13 protein-coding genes and 1 pseudogene are annotated in these 16245 nt (G+C 71.3%); 3 read left to right on the plus strand and 11 right to left on the minus strand.

Annotation, left to right across the window (positions count from 1 at the left end; translation table 11 throughout):
• Positions 1–89: 89 nt before the first annotated feature.
• The 10 genes and pseudogenes from ACIQU4_RS04075 to ACIQU4_RS04120 all read right to left on the minus strand — a co-directional run bounded on the left by ACIQU4_RS04075 (position 90) and on the right by ACIQU4_RS04120 (position 11866).
• Positions 90–488, minus strand: a complete 399-nt coding sequence (locus ACIQU4_RS04075; protein ID WP_403725433.1) for a cytidine deaminase — start codon at positions 486–488, stop codon at positions 90–92.
• On the minus strand, positions 485–1750 hold the full coding sequence (locus tag ACIQU4_RS04080; protein WP_403725436.1) for an ABC transporter permease: 1266 nt from the start codon (positions 1748–1750) through the stop codon (positions 485–487). The genes ACIQU4_RS04075 and ACIQU4_RS04080 overlap by 4 nt, the downstream gene beginning before the upstream one ends.
• Positions 1747–2862: an ABC transporter permease gene (locus tag ACIQU4_RS04085; protein ID WP_403725439.1), complete on the minus strand. Its 1116-nt coding sequence runs from the start codon at positions 2860–2862 to the stop codon at positions 1747–1749. Before ACIQU4_RS04085 ends, ACIQU4_RS04080 begins: the two co-directional genes overlap by 4 nt.
• The gene (locus ACIQU4_RS04090) at positions 2859–4565 is read right to left on the minus strand and encodes an ABC transporter ATP-binding protein (RefSeq protein ID WP_403725442.1); all 1707 of its coding nucleotides are present in this window, start codon (positions 4563–4565) and stop codon (positions 2859–2861) included. The genes ACIQU4_RS04085 and ACIQU4_RS04090 overlap by 4 nt, the downstream gene beginning before the upstream one ends.
• 210 nt (positions 4566–4775) lie before the next feature.
• Positions 4776–5840, minus strand: coding sequence for a BMP family protein (locus ACIQU4_RS04095; RefSeq protein ID WP_403725444.1), 1065 nt, complete (start codon positions 5838–5840; stop codon positions 4776–4778).
• A gap of 229 nt (positions 5841–6069) precedes the next feature.
• Positions 6070–7314, minus strand: a complete 1245-nt coding sequence (locus ACIQU4_RS04100) for an amidohydrolase (RefSeq protein ID WP_403725999.1) — start codon at positions 7312–7314, stop codon at positions 6070–6072.
• Positions 7315–7451: 137 nt separating this feature from the next.
• On the minus strand, positions 7452–8654 hold the full coding sequence (locus ACIQU4_RS04105; RefSeq protein ID WP_403725446.1) for a hypothetical protein: 1203 nt from the start codon (positions 8652–8654) through the stop codon (positions 7452–7454).
• Positions 8655–8796: 142 nt separating this feature from the next.
• The gene (locus ACIQU4_RS04110) at positions 8797–9708 is read right to left on the minus strand and encodes an N-acetylneuraminate synthase family protein (RefSeq protein WP_403725449.1); all 912 of its coding nucleotides are present in this window, start codon (positions 9706–9708) and stop codon (positions 8797–8799) included.
• Positions 9709–9728: 20 nt separating this feature from the next.
• Positions 9729–10460, minus strand: a pseudogene (locus tag ACIQU4_RS04115) (cytidylyltransferase domain-containing protein); the annotation flags it as partial.
• The gene (locus tag ACIQU4_RS04120) at positions 10457–11866 is read right to left on the minus strand and encodes a DUF6716 putative glycosyltransferase (protein WP_403725452.1); all 1410 of its coding nucleotides are present in this window, start codon (positions 11864–11866) and stop codon (positions 10457–10459) included. The pseudogene ACIQU4_RS04115 and the gene ACIQU4_RS04120, both read right to left, overlap by 4 nt.
• 176 nt (positions 11867–12042) lie before the next feature.
• On the opposite strand from ACIQU4_RS04120, the gene ACIQU4_RS04125 reads away from it, so the two are divergent.
• From ACIQU4_RS04125 to ACIQU4_RS04135, 3 genes are read left to right on the plus strand one after another with little or no spacing between them, the layout of a single operon-like run.
• On the plus strand, positions 12043–13020 hold the full coding sequence (locus ACIQU4_RS04125) for a glycosyltransferase family 2 protein (protein WP_403725455.1): 978 nt from the start codon (positions 12043–12045) through the stop codon (positions 13018–13020).
• Positions 13020–14408: a polysialyltransferase family glycosyltransferase gene (locus tag ACIQU4_RS04130; RefSeq protein ID WP_403725457.1), complete on the plus strand. Its 1389-nt coding sequence runs from the start codon at positions 13020–13022 to the stop codon at positions 14406–14408. The genes ACIQU4_RS04125 and ACIQU4_RS04130 overlap by 1 nt, the downstream gene beginning before the upstream one ends.
• The gene (locus ACIQU4_RS04135; RefSeq protein WP_403725459.1) at positions 14405–15541 is read left to right on the plus strand and encodes an acyltransferase family protein; all 1137 of its coding nucleotides are present in this window, start codon (positions 14405–14407) and stop codon (positions 15539–15541) included. Before ACIQU4_RS04130 ends, ACIQU4_RS04135 begins: the two co-directional genes overlap by 4 nt.
• A gap of 3 nt (positions 15542–15544) precedes the next feature.
• Here the strand turns inward: ACIQU4_RS04135 and leuE are convergent, their stop codons facing one another.
• Entirely contained in the window at positions 15545–16207 is a 663-nt protein-coding gene (leuE, locus tag ACIQU4_RS04140; protein WP_403725461.1) for a leucine efflux protein LeuE, read from the minus strand.
• Positions 16208–16245: the final 38 nt, after the last annotated feature.

Here is a 16245-nt window from a genome sequence, read left to right on the forward strand (position 1 = left end):
TACGCGCATAGAGAGGGTGGAGAGAGAAGAGAAGAAGAGGGAAGTGCGACGGCCCTCCGCCCGGCAGGGGCGAAGGGCCGTCAACGCGGCTATCTCAGGTGGTCCGGCCCGAAGGCCTGCGGCAGCATCTCGGCCAGTGGAAGGACCCCCTTCGGGGTCTCCACCAGCAGCTCCGGTCCACCGAACTCGAAGAGGAGCTGACGGCAGCGGCCGCACGGGACGAGGATGTCGCCCTTGCCGTCGACGCAGGTGAAGTGCGTCAGGCGGCCGCCGCCGGTGGCCTGCAGGGAGGAGACCAGCCCGCACTCGGCGCACAGGCTGAGCCCGTAGCTGGCGTTCTCCACGTTGCAGCCGACGACGATCCGGCCGTCGTCGACGAGGGCGGCGACCCCGACCGGGAACTCCGAGTAGGGGGCGTACGCCCGGGACATGACGTCCCGGGCGGCCTCCCGCAGGGCCTCCCAGTCGGGGTGGATCGCCGTCGTCACTTGCCCTGGCCCTTGCGGTACGGCAGGCCGTCCGCCTTCGGCATCCGCAGCCGCTGCGCGGACAGCGCGAGCACCAGCAGCGTCGTCAGGTACGGGGCCGCGTCCACGAACTGGCTCGGGACCGCGTCCGTGAGCGCGTACCAGAGGAACAGCCCACCGGCGCAGACGCCCGAGAGGGCACCCTGGAAGTGCTTCTTCTTGTACAGCTGCCAGGCGCAGACCAGCACCAGCAGGATCGCGAGGAGCAGCAGCATCGCGTGGACGTTCTCGGCGCCACCGCGCAGCTTGAGGCTGTCGGTGAAGCCGAAGAGGCCGGCGCCCAGCGCCATGCCGCCCGGCATCCAGTTACCGAAGATCATCGCGGCGAGACCGATGTAGCCGCGGCCGCCGGTCTGGCCCTCCTGGTAGATGGGGCTGGCGACGATCGACAGGAACACGCCACCGAGGCCCGCCAGGGCGCCGGAGACGACCACGGCGATGTACTTGTACTTGTAGACGTTGACGCCGAGCGATTCGGCGGCGATGGGGTTCTCACCGCAGGAGCGCAGGCGCAGGCCGAAGGTGGTGCGCCACAGCACCCACCAGGTGCCCGGGATCAGCAGCAGGGCGACGACGGTCAGCAGCGAGAGCTCGGTGACCAGGCCGCCGATGAGGCCGGCGAGGTCCGATACGAAGAACCAGTGCTTGGCCTGGAGCGTGGCCATCCAGTCGGACAGCCCCGGCACGGTGATCTTGTAGATCTCCTCGACGCGCGGCGACTGCTTGGAGGAGCCGCCGGGCGCGTTCGCGAACGTGAAGTTCGACAGGTACTGGGTGAAGCCCAGCGCGAGGATGTTGACGGCCACACCGGAGACGATGTGGTTGACGTTGAACGTGACCGTGATGATCGCGTGCAGCAGGCCGCCGAGGGCACCGCCCAGGATGCCGACCGCGACGCCGGTCCAGGGACCCCACTGGTAGCCGGCCCAGGCACCGAACCAGGTGCCGAGGATCATCATGCCCTCGAGGCCGATGTTGACGACGCCCGCCCGCTCGGCCCACAGGCCGCCGAGGCCGGCGAGGCCGATCGGCACCGCGAGCTGGAGGGCTCCGGAGACCTGGCCGATGGAGGTCAGGTCGTTGGCCCCGCTGATCACGCGGACCAGCGAGACGAGCGCGAGCCCGCCCGCGATGATCAGCATGATCCACGGCAGGGTGAGCTTCTTGCGGCCGCCGGCCTTCTTCGGGGCGGCACTCGTCGCGGAGACGGTGCTGGTGCTCACGCCGCGACCTCCTTATCGGTCTTGATGGCGTGGCCTGCAGCCAGCTCCTCGCCGACCTTCTGCTGCTGGCGGCGGATGCCGTAGCGGCGGACGAGCTCGTACGAGACGACAACGGCGATCACGATCAGGCCCTTCATGATCGTGCCGATCTCCTTCGCGTACCCGGCCGTGTCGAGCGAGGCCGAGGCCTTGTCGATGAAGGCCATCAGGAAGGCGGCGAAGAAGATGCCGATCGGGCTGTTGCGCCCGAGCAGCGCGATGGTGATGCCGGTGAAGCCGACACCGACCGGGAAGGCCAGGCTGTACGTGTGGCTCTCGCCGAGCAGGACCGGCATGCCGGCGAGGCCGGCGACGGCGCCGGAGATGAGCATCGAGGTGATGATCATCTTCTTGGCGTCCACACCGGAGGCCTGGGCGGCGGACTCGCTGGCGCCGGTGGCGCGCAGGTCGAAGCCGAAGCGGGTCCGGTTGAGCACGAACCAGTAGACGATGCCCAGCGCGAACGCGAGGAAGGTGAAGCCGTAGATCTCCAGGCCGTCACCGAGGTCCACGGCCGGGAACCAGCCGGAGTCCGGGATGTCACCGGTGGTGAGGTCGTTGGAGCCGGCCGGCTGGACGCCTAGGTTCTTCGGCAGGATCAGCCAGGCGATCAGGCTGGTCGCGATGGCGTTCAGCATGATCGTGGACACGACCTCGCTGACGCCGCGCCTGGCCTTGAGGACACCGGCGATGCCGGCCCAGAAGGCGCCGACGCACATGGCGACGACCACGATCAGCAGGATCTGCAGCGGGCCGGGCAGCGTGACGGCCGCGCCGACCACTGCGGACAGCATCGCCGCGAGGCGGTACTGGCCGTCGACACCGATGTTGAAGAGGTTCATCCGGAAGCCGATGGCCACGGCCAGGGCTGCCAGGTAGTACGTGCCCGCCTGGTTCACGATGAGGACCTGGACGTCCTCGTAGCTGGCGTTCTCCACCATCAGGCGCAGCGGCTCGATCGGGTCCACACCCGTCGCGGCCAGCACGAGCATGGTCAGCAGGAACGCGGTGACCAGAGCGAGAGCGGGCCCGGCGAAGCCGAGGAGCAGCCGGTCCTTGTCGAATTTCTTCATCGGGCCTCGTCCTCCGGGGAGTCGGTACCAGCGTCGGTACCGGCGGCGGAGTGGTTGTCGGTGGCTTCCAGGGTCCCGGAGGCGGCGCCCGTCATGGCGGTGCCGAGCTCCTCGGGGGTCACGGTCGCGGGGTCGGCGTCCGCGACCAGGCGGCCGCGGTAGATCACGCGCAGGGTGTCGGACAGGCCGATCAGCTCGTCCAGGTCCGCGGAGATCAGCAGGACCGCCAGGCCTTCGCGGCGGGCGTCCCGGATCGCGTCCCAGATCTGCGACTGCGCACCGACGTCCACACCACGGGTGGGGTGGGCGGCGATGAGGAACTTCGGGTTGTGGCTCATCTCGCGGCCGACGATCAGCTTCTGCTGGTTGCCGCCGGAGAGCGACGACGCGGTGACCTCGATGCCGGGCGTGCGGACGTCGTACTCGCGCACGATCCGCTCGGTGTCCTTGCGGGCGGCCTTCGGGTCGATGATGCCGCGCTTGGAGTTGGGCGCCTCGGTGACGTGACCGAGGATGCGGTTCTCCCACAGCGAGGATTCGAGCAGCAGGCCGTGGCGGTGGCGGTCCTCGGGGATGTACCCGATGCCGCCCTCACGGCGCTTGCGCACCGGCGCCTTCGTGATGTCGGTGCCGTCCAGGGTGATGACGCCCGTGTCCGGGGTGATCATGCCCATGAGGGCTTCGATCAGCTCGGTCTGGCCGTTGCCCTCGACACCGGCGATGCCCAGGACCTCGCCCTTGTGGATCGTGAAGGTGATCCCGTCGAGGAGGAGGCGGCCGGCCTCGACGATCTCGGGCACGTTGGCGTCCGACAGGCCCGGCGTACGCGCGGTCTCCTCGGTGGCGACGGGCAGGCCGTGCTCGGCGACGGTCAGCTTCTCGACCTGGAGCATCGGGGTGGTGGTCACCGTGGACTCGCGGGTCTCCGGCGAGGGCAGCTCCGCACCGACCATCAGCTCGGCGAGCTGCTTGGTGGTCGCGGTCTTCGGGTCGGCGGTGCCGACGGTGGTGCCGCGGCGGATGACGGTGATGTCGTCGGCGACCTTCAGCACCTCGCCCAGCTTGTGCGAGATGAAGATGACGGTCAGGCCCTCGGCCTTGAGCTCGCGCAGGTTGTCGAAGAGCGCGTCCACTTCCTGCGGCACGAGCACCGCGGTGGGCTCGTCGAGGATGAGGGTGCGGGCGCCGCGGTACAGGACCTTGAGGATCTCCACGCGCTGGCGGTCGGCGACACCGAGGTCCTCGACCAGGGCGTCGGGGCGCGCGCCGAGGCCGTACGCGTCCGAGATCTCCAGGATCTTCCTGCGGGCCTTGGCGCCGATGCCGTGGAGCTTCTCGCCGCCGAGAACCACGTTCTCCAGGACGGTGAGGTTGTCGGCGAGCATGAAGTGCTGGTGCACCATGCCGATGCCGCGGGCGATGGCGTCGCCGGGGTTGTTGAAGGTGACCTGCTCCCCGTCGATGGCGATGGTGCCCTCGTCCGGCTTCTGCATGCCGTAGAGGATCTTCATCAGGGTCGACTTTCCGGCACCGTTCTCACCGATGAGGGCATGGACCGTGCCCTTGCGGACGGTGATCGCGATGTCCTTGTTGGCGACGACGCCGGGGAAGCGCTTGGTGATGCCGTGAAGTTCTACGGCGGGGGGCGGGCTGGACGCGTTGATGACGCACTCTCCTTGGCGCGGAAGGAGCTGGAAAGCCAAGTTGGCAGGGGGCAGGGCGAGGATCGGCCGGGCGGGTGGGCGGGAGGAGGACGGTATCGCGTCCACGATGCCTCTACGCGCGTAGCACTGTCGAAAGTGAAAACTTGCGGCCAAGTGGCCACGAGCGACACGGAACAGGGGCGGGGCCCGGGAGCGGTAGAGACCGCTTCCCGGACCCCGGAGACCCCTTATCGCACGTCAGACGATGCCTTACGGCGCGGTCTTGACGGTGATCTTCTTCGCGATGATGTCGGCCTTGGCCTTCTCCACGGCGGCGGTGAGGTCGGTCATCTTCTTGTACTCGGGGTTGGAGTCGGCCAGGCCGACGCCGTCCTTGTCCAGGCCGTAACGGATCTCACCGGTGGCCGGCTTGCCGTCCTGGACCGACTTGATCTGGTTGAAGACCGCGTCGGAGACGTCCTTGGTGACCGAGGTCAGGATGTGGTCCTTGTACTTCGACAGACCGGCCTGGTTGTACTGGTCGGAGTCGACACCGATGGCCCACTTGCCCTTGCCGGCGGTGGCCTCGATGGCACCCGAGCCCGCGAGACCGGCAGCGGCGTAGACCACGTCGGCGCCGGCGTCGAGCTGACCCTGGGCGGCGGCCTTGCCGAGGTCGGGCTTGGAGAAGCCGTCGAAGTTCGGCGGCTGGGTCAGGTACTGGCTCAGCACCTTGGCGTTCGGGTTGGTGTCCTTGACGCCCTGGGTGAAGCCCGCCTCGAACTTCTTGATCAGCGGAACCTCGACACCGCCGATGAAGCCGACCGTGCCGGTCTTGGAGGCCTTGGCCGCGGCGACGCCGGCCAGGTAGGAGCCCTGCTCCTCGTTGAACACCAGGTTGGCGATGTTCGGGCCGGTGACCGAGGTGTCGTCGATGATGCCGAACGTGGTGTTCGGGAACTTCGGCGCGACCTTCTTGATCGCCGGGGCGTAGGAGAAACCGACGCCGATGACCGGGTTGTTGCCCTTGCGGGCGAGCTCGGTGAGGCGCTGGACCTTGTCGGCCTCACCCTCACCCTCGGTGGGCTCGGCCTCGCTGCCCTTGACGCCCAGTTCCTTCTCGGCCTTCTGCAGACCGGCGTAGGCGGCGTCGTTGAACGACTGGTCGCCACGGCCGCCGATGTCGTACGCGATGGCGATCGACTTCGCGGAAGAAGAGGAGGAGGACGGGGAGGACGAGGTGTCCGAGGACTTCTTTCCGCCACAGGCGGTGGCAGAGAGGGCCAGCGCCGCGGACGCGATGCCCACGGTGGCGATCCTGGTGATCCGGCGCAAGGGGAGGCTCCTTCAAAACCTGACCGAAGCGCCACGACCGGCGCTGGTTTCGCGGCGATCGTAACGCGCGTAGATGTCAGTTAAAGGGCCGTTCATGAGTCGTTATCGGATCGTCGCGAATCGGACAGTGACCGATCGGTAACTCCCCACGCGTCCAGCCCTTGTGTACCAAGGGCTGGACAGGTGTGACGGGACGCGCTCAGATGTTGTACAAATTTTTGCCCGATCGCTATCCGACAGGCCTGGTACGCCGTCCGTCGAGCAGCGCGGCGGCCGTGAAGAACTCCACGCCGACCCCGATCGCGGACTCGTCCACGTCGAAGTCGCCCCGGTGCAGGTCCCTCTTGGCGCTCGCGCCCGGGGTGTGCACGCCGAGCCGGGCCATGGCTCCGGGCACGTGCTCCAGGTACCAGGAGAAGTCCTCGCCGCCGAGGCTCTGCTCGGTGTCCTCGATCGACTCCTTGCCGAGCCGGGCCGCCATCGCCTCGCGCAGCAGCTCGGTCACCACCGGGTCGTTGACGACCGGCGGCACCCCGCGCACGTACGTGATCTCCGACTTGGCCCGGTGCATCCCCGCGATCTCGTCGATCGCGGCGTGGATCTGATCGGGCGCCTCGTGCCAGGCGTTGATGTCCAGGCAGCGGATCGTTCCGGAGAGCTCGGCGTGCATGGGGATGACGTTGCAGGCGTGCCCGGCCTCGATCCGGCCCCAGGTGATCGACATGCCCGAACGGGCGTCCATCCGGCGCGACAGTACGGCCGGCAGGTCGACGGCGACCCGGGCGGCGGCGGTCACCAGATCGGTGGTCAGGTGCGGCCGGGCGGTGTGCCCGCCGGGGCCGGCCAGCGCGATCTCCAGCCGGTCGCAGGCGGAGGTGATGGGACCGGTGCGCAGTCCGATCTTCCCGGCGTCGACCCGGGGGTCGCAGTGCACCGCGATCATCCGGCCCACGCCGTCCAGGACGCCGGACGCGATGGCATCGGTGGCTCCGCCGGGGAGCACCTCCTCGGCGGGCTGGAACAGCAGCCGTACCGGGCGGGGCAGCAGGCCCTGCCGGTCGAGGTCGGCGAGGACCAGGCCGGCGCCGAGGACGACGGCGGTGTGCACGTCGTGGCCGCAGGCATGCGCGCGGTCCGGGAAGGTCGAGCGGTACGCCACGTGGGTCTTGGCGTCCGGAATGGGCAGGGCGTCGATGTCCGCGCGAATGGCCAGCATCGGCCGGCCCCCGTCCCAGGTGCCCACGTCACAGATCAGGCCGGTTCCGGACTTCAGTACGCGGGGCCGCAGCCCCGCTTTCTCCAGCCGGGCCTTGATCGCCGCCGTGGTGCGGAACTCGTGGTGTCCTAGCTCGGGGTGCATGTGCAAGTCCCGGCGGAACTCGATCAGTTCGGCACGCAGGTGGTCCGGAATCTTGCCGGGCAGCTCGGGCCGGTCAGGCGTGCCGGGCAGGGCGGTCTGGGACTCGCGGGACATCAACTGGTTCACCCGTTGAAGGGTAGGCGCACGAATGGCCCAACTGGCTGTGGATCACCAAAAGTTCATGCCGTTAGGGGAAAAAAACCAGACCTCTGGACGCATGACCGGATGCACCCGGGGGTAGACTCGCGCGCTCATCCGGCCGCGGAGGCCGTCTGGGCAGGGAGTCTGTGCACATCACGGGCGGTCTCGGTGACCCCTGCGAGGAAGCTGCGGGCCCGCGGCGAGGCGGAGCCGGTGAGCCAGGCCGGGTCGACATCGCATACGGCGACGGTCACACCGGTTCCGGTCAGCGCGTAAGGCAGGGTGTGGACGACGGTGGACGGAAAGCTGACGATCGTGCGGCCGACCGGTCCGCGCCGGGCGATCAGTTCCAGCGGCAGGTCCGGGCGGACGATCTCCAGCCCGGTCGCCTCGCTGAGCGTGCGCAGCTTCTCCGGGGACTCGCGGCGGTGCGCGAAGTAGCGGGTGGCGCCGTGCTCCAGGGTCAGGGCGCGTACGGCGTCCAGGTAGCGGGCCGGGTCGACCACTCCGGTCTCCACGAGGGAGGTGCCGACGAGGTCGGTGCCCTTGGTCAGGCGCGGCGGGCCGAACCGGGCGCGGGTCCAGGCGAACTCGTTGACCCGCAGCGTCATCGCGCCGTGGACGGTGACGGGCATCGAGCTGAACACCTCGACGCGCCGCCCCGTGCCCGCGGCCGGGGTGAAGCGGCGCCGGGCGGTGGCCGAGACCGGCGCGTACGCCAGCTCGCGGATGCGGCCGGGCAGGCCGCCCCCGCCGACCCGGTGCCAGCGTACGAGGCGCTCGCCGCGGGCCGTCTGGGCGACGAACTCCATGGTGGCGGTGCCGTCGTCGACCACGACGAGCTCTTCGGCCCGTACGAGGGTGAGCAGGAGCTGCACGTACCGGGAGAAGGGGTCGCCGACGACGACCCGGCGGGCCGCGCGCACGTCCTTGGCGAGCGCGGCGAATGCCTTGAGCGGGGCGAGCCGGCCGCCGCGGGCCTCCTGCCAGACGACCGCGTACCCCTCGTCCCTGGCCAGCCCCGCCATCCGGCGCAGCTGTCCGCGGGACATGGGGTCGGTGGGCGGCAGTACGACGATCCGCAGCCAGGACGACGCGCCGGCCGAGCGGCCGGCCGGGCCCGTGCCGGTGGCTGCCGCAGCGCCCCCGGACGCGGGGCCGCGGGCGGCGGCGCGGCTGGGCTGGCTCGGGACGGCGTCGAGCAGCGGGACACCGCCCGGTGCGGACGCGGCTTCGGCGTGCGCCCACTCCAGCACGTTCAGGAGCTGGACCGGACTCTCGACGAAAGCCAGGCTGGAGGCAGAGGGGGTCACCACGTACTCCTCGTCAGGGGCGGGGGCGGGGCGTCGTACCGGACGGAGAACCGGAGAGGGAACCGAACGGAGAGACCGGACGGGCCGCGGGGTCGGACCCCGGCCCGGACCGGGGGGTGGACCGGGGGGAAGGACCGCGGGGTCAGACCGAGGCGAGCTCGCCCTGGACCCGGCGGAGCTTCTTCATGGGGCCGAGCTCGGAGTCGTAGACGCGCTTGATGCCGTCGCCGAGGGCGGTCTCGATGGTGCGGATGTCGCGGACCAGGCGGGCGAGGCCGCCGGGCTCCACGGAGGCGGCCTGGTCGGAGCCCCACATGGCGCGGTCGAGGGTGATGTGGCGCTCGACGAAGGCGGCGCCGAGGGCGACGGCCGCGAGGGTGGTCTGCAGGCCCGTCTCATGGCCGGAGTAGCCGATCGGGACGTTGGGGTACTCCTCCTGCAGGGTGTTGATCACCCGCAGGTTGAGCTCCTCCGCCTTGGCCGGGTACGTCGACGTGGCGTGGCAGAGCAGGATGTTGTCGCTGCCGAGCACCTCCACCGCGTGGCGGATCTGCTTCGGGGTGGACATGCCGGTGGAGAGGACGACGGTGCGGCCGGTGGCGCGCAGGGCGCGCAGCAGCTCGTCGTCGGTGAGGGAGGCGGAGGCCACCTTGTGGGCGGGGACGTCGAACTTCTCCAGGAAGGCCACGGCCTCGGTGTCCCACGGGGAGGCGAACCAGTCGATGCCCCGCTTGGCGCAGTGCTCGTCGATGGAGCGGTACTCGGCCTCGCCGAACTCCACGCGGTGGCGGTAATCGATGTACGTCATCCGGCCCCAGGGGGTGTCGCGCTCGATGTCCCACTGGTCGCGCGGGGTGCAGATCTCCGGGGTGCGCTTCTGGAACTTCACCGCGTCGCAGCCCGCTTCGGCGGCGGCGTCGATGAGGGCGAACGCGTTGCCGAGGTCGCCGTTGTGGTTGATGCCGATCTCACCGACGACGTACACGGGGCGGCCGGGGCCGGCGGTGCGGGAGCCGAAGGTGCGCAGGCGGGAGTTGGGGGTGGCGACGGTCATGGCAGAAGAGGTCCTTCGTTCGGTGCGTGGGGGCGCTGAGGGGAGGTGAACAGGGGGGCGAGGAGGCGGGCGCGCGCGAGGTCGTGCGGGTCGTCGATCTCCAGGACCCGTGCGGGGTCGGTGGCGACGGGGAGGGTGCGCCCGAAGAAGCGGTGCCGCGCGCCGCGGAAGCCCGCGGCGTCCATGGCGTAGGCGGCGCCGGTCTCCAGCAGGTCCTGGGGGCGGTCCTGGCGGCGGGGGCGGACGGCCTTGTCGTGGTTGACGCCGGCCCCGGCGCCGCCGGCCGCCTCCCGCCACAGGAAGCCGTGGAACGGGGCGACGGTCAGGGCCGAGTCGGCCGCACCGGTGGCGACGGCGGCGGCGACCGACTCGACGTCGGAGGAGGTCAGGAAGGGGCTGGTGCACTGGACGAGGAGGACGACGTCCACGGTGAGGGAGTGCAGTTCCTCGAAGGCGTCGAGCGCGTGCAGTACGGCGGCCTCGCTGCTCGCGGTGTCCCCGGAGATCGCCGCGGGGCGGCGGATCGCGTCGGCCCCGGCGGCGCGGGCGGCTTCGGCGATGGGGGCGGCGTCGGTGGAGACCACGACGTCGGTGACGGTGTCCGCGCCCCGGCAGGCCTGGACGGCCCGTACGACGAGCGGGACTCCGGCCACCTCGGCGAGGTTCTTCCCCGGGACCCCCTTGGAGCCGCCGCGGGCCGGGATCACGGCCAGTACGCGGGGGCGGGCGGTGGGGTTCGCGCGGGGGCTCACAGCTCCCCCATCCGGCGGATCACCGGGGCCACGCGCTGGACGCCGTGCCGGTACGCCCCGCGGGCGGCCTCGCGCAGGTGCGAGCGGAGCCGGCGGCGCAGCCGCGACTCCCCGCCGCTCTCGCGGACGGCGCCGGGCAGCGGGGTCCCGTCGGGGGCGAGGTGGTGGCGGGCCAGGATGCCGGGCAGGTACCCGGGCGCGGTGACCTGTGTGTAGTAGGGGGCGACGGCGGGGAGCACCGGGCGGTCCAGCAGTTCGCCGAGCCGGGCCCGGGCGGCGGCGAAGGAGTCGGCGGCATCGGCGTCCGCATCGGCATCGGCATCGGCATCGGCATCGGCATCGGCGGACCCCTTGACCGATCCCTGGGCGCCGATCACGCCCTGGTCGGCCAGCCACTCCGCGTCGCCCTGCGGCAGCAGGCCCGCGTCGAGCTGGTCCCAGGAGGCCAGGCAGCCCGAGCCGAGGAAGTGGTGGTTGCCGAGCACCTCACGGATGCCGAGGTCGGTGAGGACCGCCGTCGGGATCCCGCGGTGCAGGGACTCCAGGGCGGCCGTGGAGGAGACGGTGACCAGCAGGTCCGTGCCGTCCAGGACCTCGCCCATGTTCCCGTACACCAGGCGGCAGTTGGCGGGCAGTCCGCCCGGGACCCGCTCGGCGAGCCGCTGGTACGGCTGCTCCTCCAGGTGCGTGGTGTGCTCCCCGGGCCGGCTGCGCAGCTTGATCAGCACCTCGCGCTCCGGGTGCAGCCGGGCGTGCCGGGCGGCCCGCTCCAGCAGGTACGCGCGGTCGGCGCGGCTCTCGGGGACGGAGGGCTGGACGGCGAAGACCACGGTGTGCGCGCCGGCGCCGGCCTTCTCGTACGCCGCTCCGTCCAGGAACGGCAGCGCCGTCTCCGTGACGGCGCCGGCGTCCGCGCCGACGCCCTCGTACACCGCGCGGAAGCGTCCGGCGTCGTACCGGGAGTTGGCGAGGACGAGGTCCGCCCCGTGGCGCAGCAGCAGCCCGTCGGCGAGCTTCTCGTATACGACGCCCACGTACCCGGTGACCAGCACGGGGCGGTCGGCCGGCTCGGGCCACAGTGCGCGTACCCCGTGCAGGACGGCCTGTACGGCCCCGCCGACGAGGGCGAGGACGACGACGTCGTACTTCTCGCGCTCGATCTCCGCGAGGAACTGAGCGCAGGTCACCTCCGAGAGCCGCTCCACCCGGACGCCCACTTCGCCGAGCTGGCGCGCGGTCGGGGTGGCCCGGCCGCGGAGCAGGAATCCGGTGAGGTGCGGTTCCTTCGCCAGGCGGCGGGCGGTGAGTGCGCCCCATTTCCATCGCGTATCGGAATCGGCGAGTACGGCGACGCGGAGGGCAGTCCGAGGATGACTACGGGATGCTGCGCGATTACTGGCTGGCACCCGGCAGAAGCTATTCCGCAATTTCGGTGATCGGCCCAACGAACGCACAACAGCGGGTTAACAACCCGTCTACGTCATGCGAAACCGCACCGGTTAACGCGCCCGCCCCGCTTCGTTCACATGGAATCCGCGTACGGGCCATGGTGAATGCCGACCGACGCCTTAATGTCTCGCGGGTGCTCAAGCTCTCTGTTGTCGTGCCGTTCTACAACGTGCAGACATACGCACCGGATGCCCTGAAAAGCCTCGAACTGAACGCCCGGGACGATTTCGAGTTCCTGCTCGTCGACGACTGTTCGACGGACGGCACGCCCGAACTCCTGGAGCGGGCGGCGCGCGAGCTGCCGGGGGCGGTGCTCCTCAGACACGAACGGAACGGCGGCCTGGCCACCGCCCGGAACACCGGCCTGGACGCGGCCCGCGGCGAGTACGTCACGTTCCTGGACGGCGACGACTGGCTGGCACCCGGCCACCTGGCCCGCACCCTGGCCGTCATAGAGGCTCTGAACTGCGATTTCGTCCGCAACGACCATGTCCAGGTGACCGGCCGCACCCGTACCGTGCAGCGCGTCCCGTACGGTCCGCAGCTGGTCGTCGGCGATCCGCGCGCCGGGATCCTGCCCTCCTCGCGGGCCACCTCGGTCGACTACCCGTACGCCTGGGCCGGCATGTACCACCGGCGGCTGCTGGACCGCGGACTGCTGCACTTCACCGACGGGCTGCGGACGGCGGAGGACCGCCCGTGGATCTGGCGCCTGCACCGGGGGGCGGAGTCGTTCGCGGCGGTCGGGCTGCCGGGGATCTTCTACCGGCGCGGGGTCGCGACCTCGCTCACGCAGATCAAGGACGAGCGCCAGCTCGATTTCATCAAGGCTTTCGATCAGGTTCTGGCCGATACGGCCGAAGACCGGGAAAGCGGTCTTCTGCTTCCGAAAGCCGTCCGAACATATTGTGCAATTATCGCGCACCACATCGGGTCCATCGAAAGGTACGAACCGGCCGTGGCCAAGAAACTCCGTTCGATGAGCACGGCCGCACTCGGACGCATGCCCCAGGACGTACTGGACCAGGCCCTTAACGCGATGGACGCCGACCGCGCCGGAGTGCTGCGCAGCCTGCGCCGCCGACCCGCACGAGCGGGAGCCACGCTCTGATGGCCACTCAGCACACCCCGCCGGAGACCCGGAACACCGTCCCCTGCACGCAGATCTTCCTGGCCTCCACCCTCTACGGGATGGCCACGCTCGCCGCCGGCATCGACGCGGGCAGCTTCCCGCCGGCCGGCCGCCGCATCCTGCTCACCAGCAACCACGCCCTCACCGCCGAGGTCTCCCCCGGCCTCGCCGACATGCCGGGCTTCGCCGCGCTGCGCACCCGCTTCGACGAGGTGCTCGACTGGAACGCCGCCATCGCCCCGCAGCACCCGAGCGCCTGGGCCCCGCGCGCCGAGGACGTCCCGCTGTGGGAGCGGCAGCTCCGGGCGATCTGGGGACTGGGCGAGGACCGCGTCGAGATCATCGTGGAGTCGATCCAGGTCCCGCCCGCCCGGACCCTGTGCACGCTCTTCCCCGGCGCCGCCGTAGACGTCTACGCCGACGGGCTGATGAGCTACGGACCCACCCGCTTCCGCCTCGACCCGCAGCTCGGCATGCGCGTGCGGCGCGTCCTGCACCTGGACCTGGTGCCGGGTCTGGAACCGCTGCTGCTCACCGAGTTCGACGTACGGCCGGAGCTGGTCCCGACCCCCGAGTTCCTGAAGGTGCTCGCCGAGCTCCCCTCCTACGCGCCCGGGCTGGACGGCGTCGGCGAGGCCCCCGCGCTGCTGCTCGGCCAGTACCTCTCCGCGCTCGAACTCCTCTCCCCGCAGGAAGAGGAGGAGCTCCACGTGGAGATGGTCCGGGGCGCGTACGCCCTCGGCCACCGCGAGCTCGTCTTCAAACCGCACCCCAGCGCCCCCGCCGCGTACTCGCGCCGCGCCGAGGCCGAGGCCGAACGGCTCGGCGCCCGGCTCACCGTCATGGCCACCCCGGTCCTGGCCGAAACCCTCTACCAGCGGCTGCGCCCCGCCCTGGTCGTCGGCTGCTTCTCCACCGGGCTGCTGACCGCCGCCACCCTGTACGGGCTGCCCGTGGCGCGCACCGGGACCGAGGCCATACTGGCCCGCCTCACCCCGTACCAGAACAGCAACCGGATCCCGCTCACGATCGTGGACGCGACCCTGCCCGACCTCGCGGACGCCGAGGCCGTCGCCGGGTGGACCGCGCCCGGCCCCGAGGAGAACGGGGACCGGCTGACCGGACTGCTCACCGCCGTCGGGTTCACCATGCAGCCGCAGATCCTGGCCTCGCGCCGCACCGAGGCCGAGCGCCATCTCGCCGCGCATCTGGACGACCGGACCTGGCGCTACTTCAAGCGCCGCCGGCTGACCACCCTCGGGCTGCCCGGCGGCATCCCGGCCCAGCTCTCCTTCCTGCCGCACAGCCCGGCCGTCCGCCGCGTGGTCCGCCGGCTGAAGCGGCTGCGCGCGGCCCGCCCGCGGTGACGGCGACCGCCGACGCGGCCGCGGTCCCCGCCCCGCGGGTCCGGGAGCGGGCCGCGGGGGCGGGGGCGGCCGGGCGGCTGCGGGCGCTCGACGGGTTACGGCTGCTCGCCGCCCTGATGGTCGCCGGGTACCACTACGGCGGCCGCGGCGGGCAGATCGCCGACGCCTGGGGCGCCTCGCCGCGGCAGCTGTTCCCCGCCGCCGCGCCCTGGCTGGCGTACGGCTGCCTCGGGGTGCAGATCTTCTTCGTGATCAGCGGCTTCGTGATCTGCCTGAGCGCCGAGGGGCGTTCGGTACGCGCCTTCGCCGCCTCGCGCGCGGCCCGGCTGTACCCCGCGTACTGGGTGGCGCTGGTCCTGGTCGCAGTGACCGCCCGGGCCGTGCCGCCGTCGGACTTCCTGGTCAACGTGACGATGCTCCAGCAGCCGCTGGGGGCCGAGCGGGTCCTCGGGGTGTGCTGGACGCTCTGGGCGGAGCTGCGGTTCTACGTGCTCTTCGCGCTCTGCGTCGTCCTGCCGGGCGGGGGCCGCCGCCGGACCCTGCTGTTCTGCGCCGGCTGGATGCTGACGGCGGTCCTCGCGGACGCGGCCGACCCGGGCGGGAAGGGGTTCCTCGCCCAGGCGCTGATGCCGCAGTACGCGCCGTTCTTCATCGGCGGCATCGGCCTCTACCTGGTGCACCGCGATCGGCGGGACCGGCTCGCCCGGGCGGTGGCCCTGGCCGGCTGGCTGCTCGGGCAGCACTACGCGGTGGCGGGGCTGTGGCACGCGCCGGACCCGCGGTTCTTCTCGTACCGCAGTGCGGTGGTGATCATCGCGGTGGTCACGGCCGGGTTCGCGGCGGTGGCGCTGGTGGCGCTCGGCCGGCTCGGCGGCGGGCTCGGCGCGCTCGGCGGCCGGACCGGGTGGCCCGGGTGGCGGTGGCTGACCCTGGCCGGGGCGCTGACGTACCCCTTCTACCTGGTCCACGAGCACCTGGGCTGGCTGGTCATCGCCGCCCTGCACCGCCGGGCGGGGCTGCCGCCGGGGGCGGTGTTCGCGCTGACGGTGGCGGCCATACTGGCGCTGGCCTGGGCGGTCCACCGCTGGGTGGAACGCCCGCTGGGCCCGCGCCTTCGCAAGGCCCTCGGCTGACCGCTAGCTGACGGCCAGCTTGGCGGCGAAGCCGAGGAAGAGCACGCCCGCCGCCGAGGTGGCCCCGGCCGAGAGCCGCCTGCGGCGGCGGAAGGCGGAGGACAGCCGGGTCCCGCTGAAGATCAGCAGGGTCAGGTACAGGAAGCTGCCGAGCTGGAGCAGCGCGCCCAGCACCAGGAACGAGAGCGCCGGGTAGGCGTACGAGGGATCCACGAACTGCACGAAGAAGGAGACGAGGAACAGGATCGCCTTGGGGTTGAACAGGCTGATCAGCAGGGCCCGACGGTAGGGCCGCTCCCCCTCGCCGCCCTCGCCCGGGGCCGGGGCCTCGGCCACCTCGGCCATCTCGTCCCGCTCGGCCCGCGAGCGCCACAGTGCCCACGCCCCGCGCATCATCCCGACCGCCAGCCAGGTCAGGTACCCGGCGCCGAGCAGCTTGACGATGCCGAAGGCCACCGGGCTGGCCTGGAGCAGCGCCCCGGCCCCGGCGGCGGCGAGCACCATCAGGACGGCGTCGCCGGTGAACACCCCGGCGGCGGCCTTGTACCCGGTCCGCACCCCGCGGCGCGCCGCGACGGAGAGCACGTACAGCGAGTTCGGCCCCGGCAGCAAAATGATCAATATGAGCCCGACGAGATAGGTCGGCAGATCGGTGACACCCAGCATGGGCAGGAGTGTCCCACAAGGACGCACCTGTCGTCGCC

The organism is Streptomyces sp. NPDC090741 (genome assembly GCF_044769045.1).
Lineage (GTDB): Bacteria > Actinomycetota > Actinomycetes > Streptomycetales > Streptomycetaceae > Streptomyces.

What these genes read in the sequence shown, in the direction of transcription:
- ACIQU4_RS04100 (WP_403725999.1), bottom strand. Translation starts at nt 7,314, where the DNA reads ATGTCCCGCGAGTCCCAGACCGCCCTGCCCGGCACGCCTGACCGGCCC.
- ACIQU4_RS04130 (WP_403725457.1), top strand. Translation starts at nt 13,020, where the DNA reads ATGGCCACTCAGCACACCCCGCCGGAGACCCGGAACACCGTCCCCTGC.
- ACIQU4_RS04085 (WP_403725439.1), bottom strand. Translation starts at nt 2,862, where the DNA reads ATGAAGAAATTCGACAAGGACCGGCTGCTCCTCGGCTTCGCCGGGCCC.
- leuE (WP_403725461.1), bottom strand. Translation starts at nt 16,207, where the DNA reads ATGCTGGGTGTCACCGATCTGCCGACCTATCTCGTCGGGCTCATATTG.
- ACIQU4_RS04110 (WP_403725449.1), bottom strand. Translation starts at nt 9,708, where the DNA reads ATGACCGTCGCCACCCCCAACTCCCGCCTGCGCACCTTCGGCTCCCGC.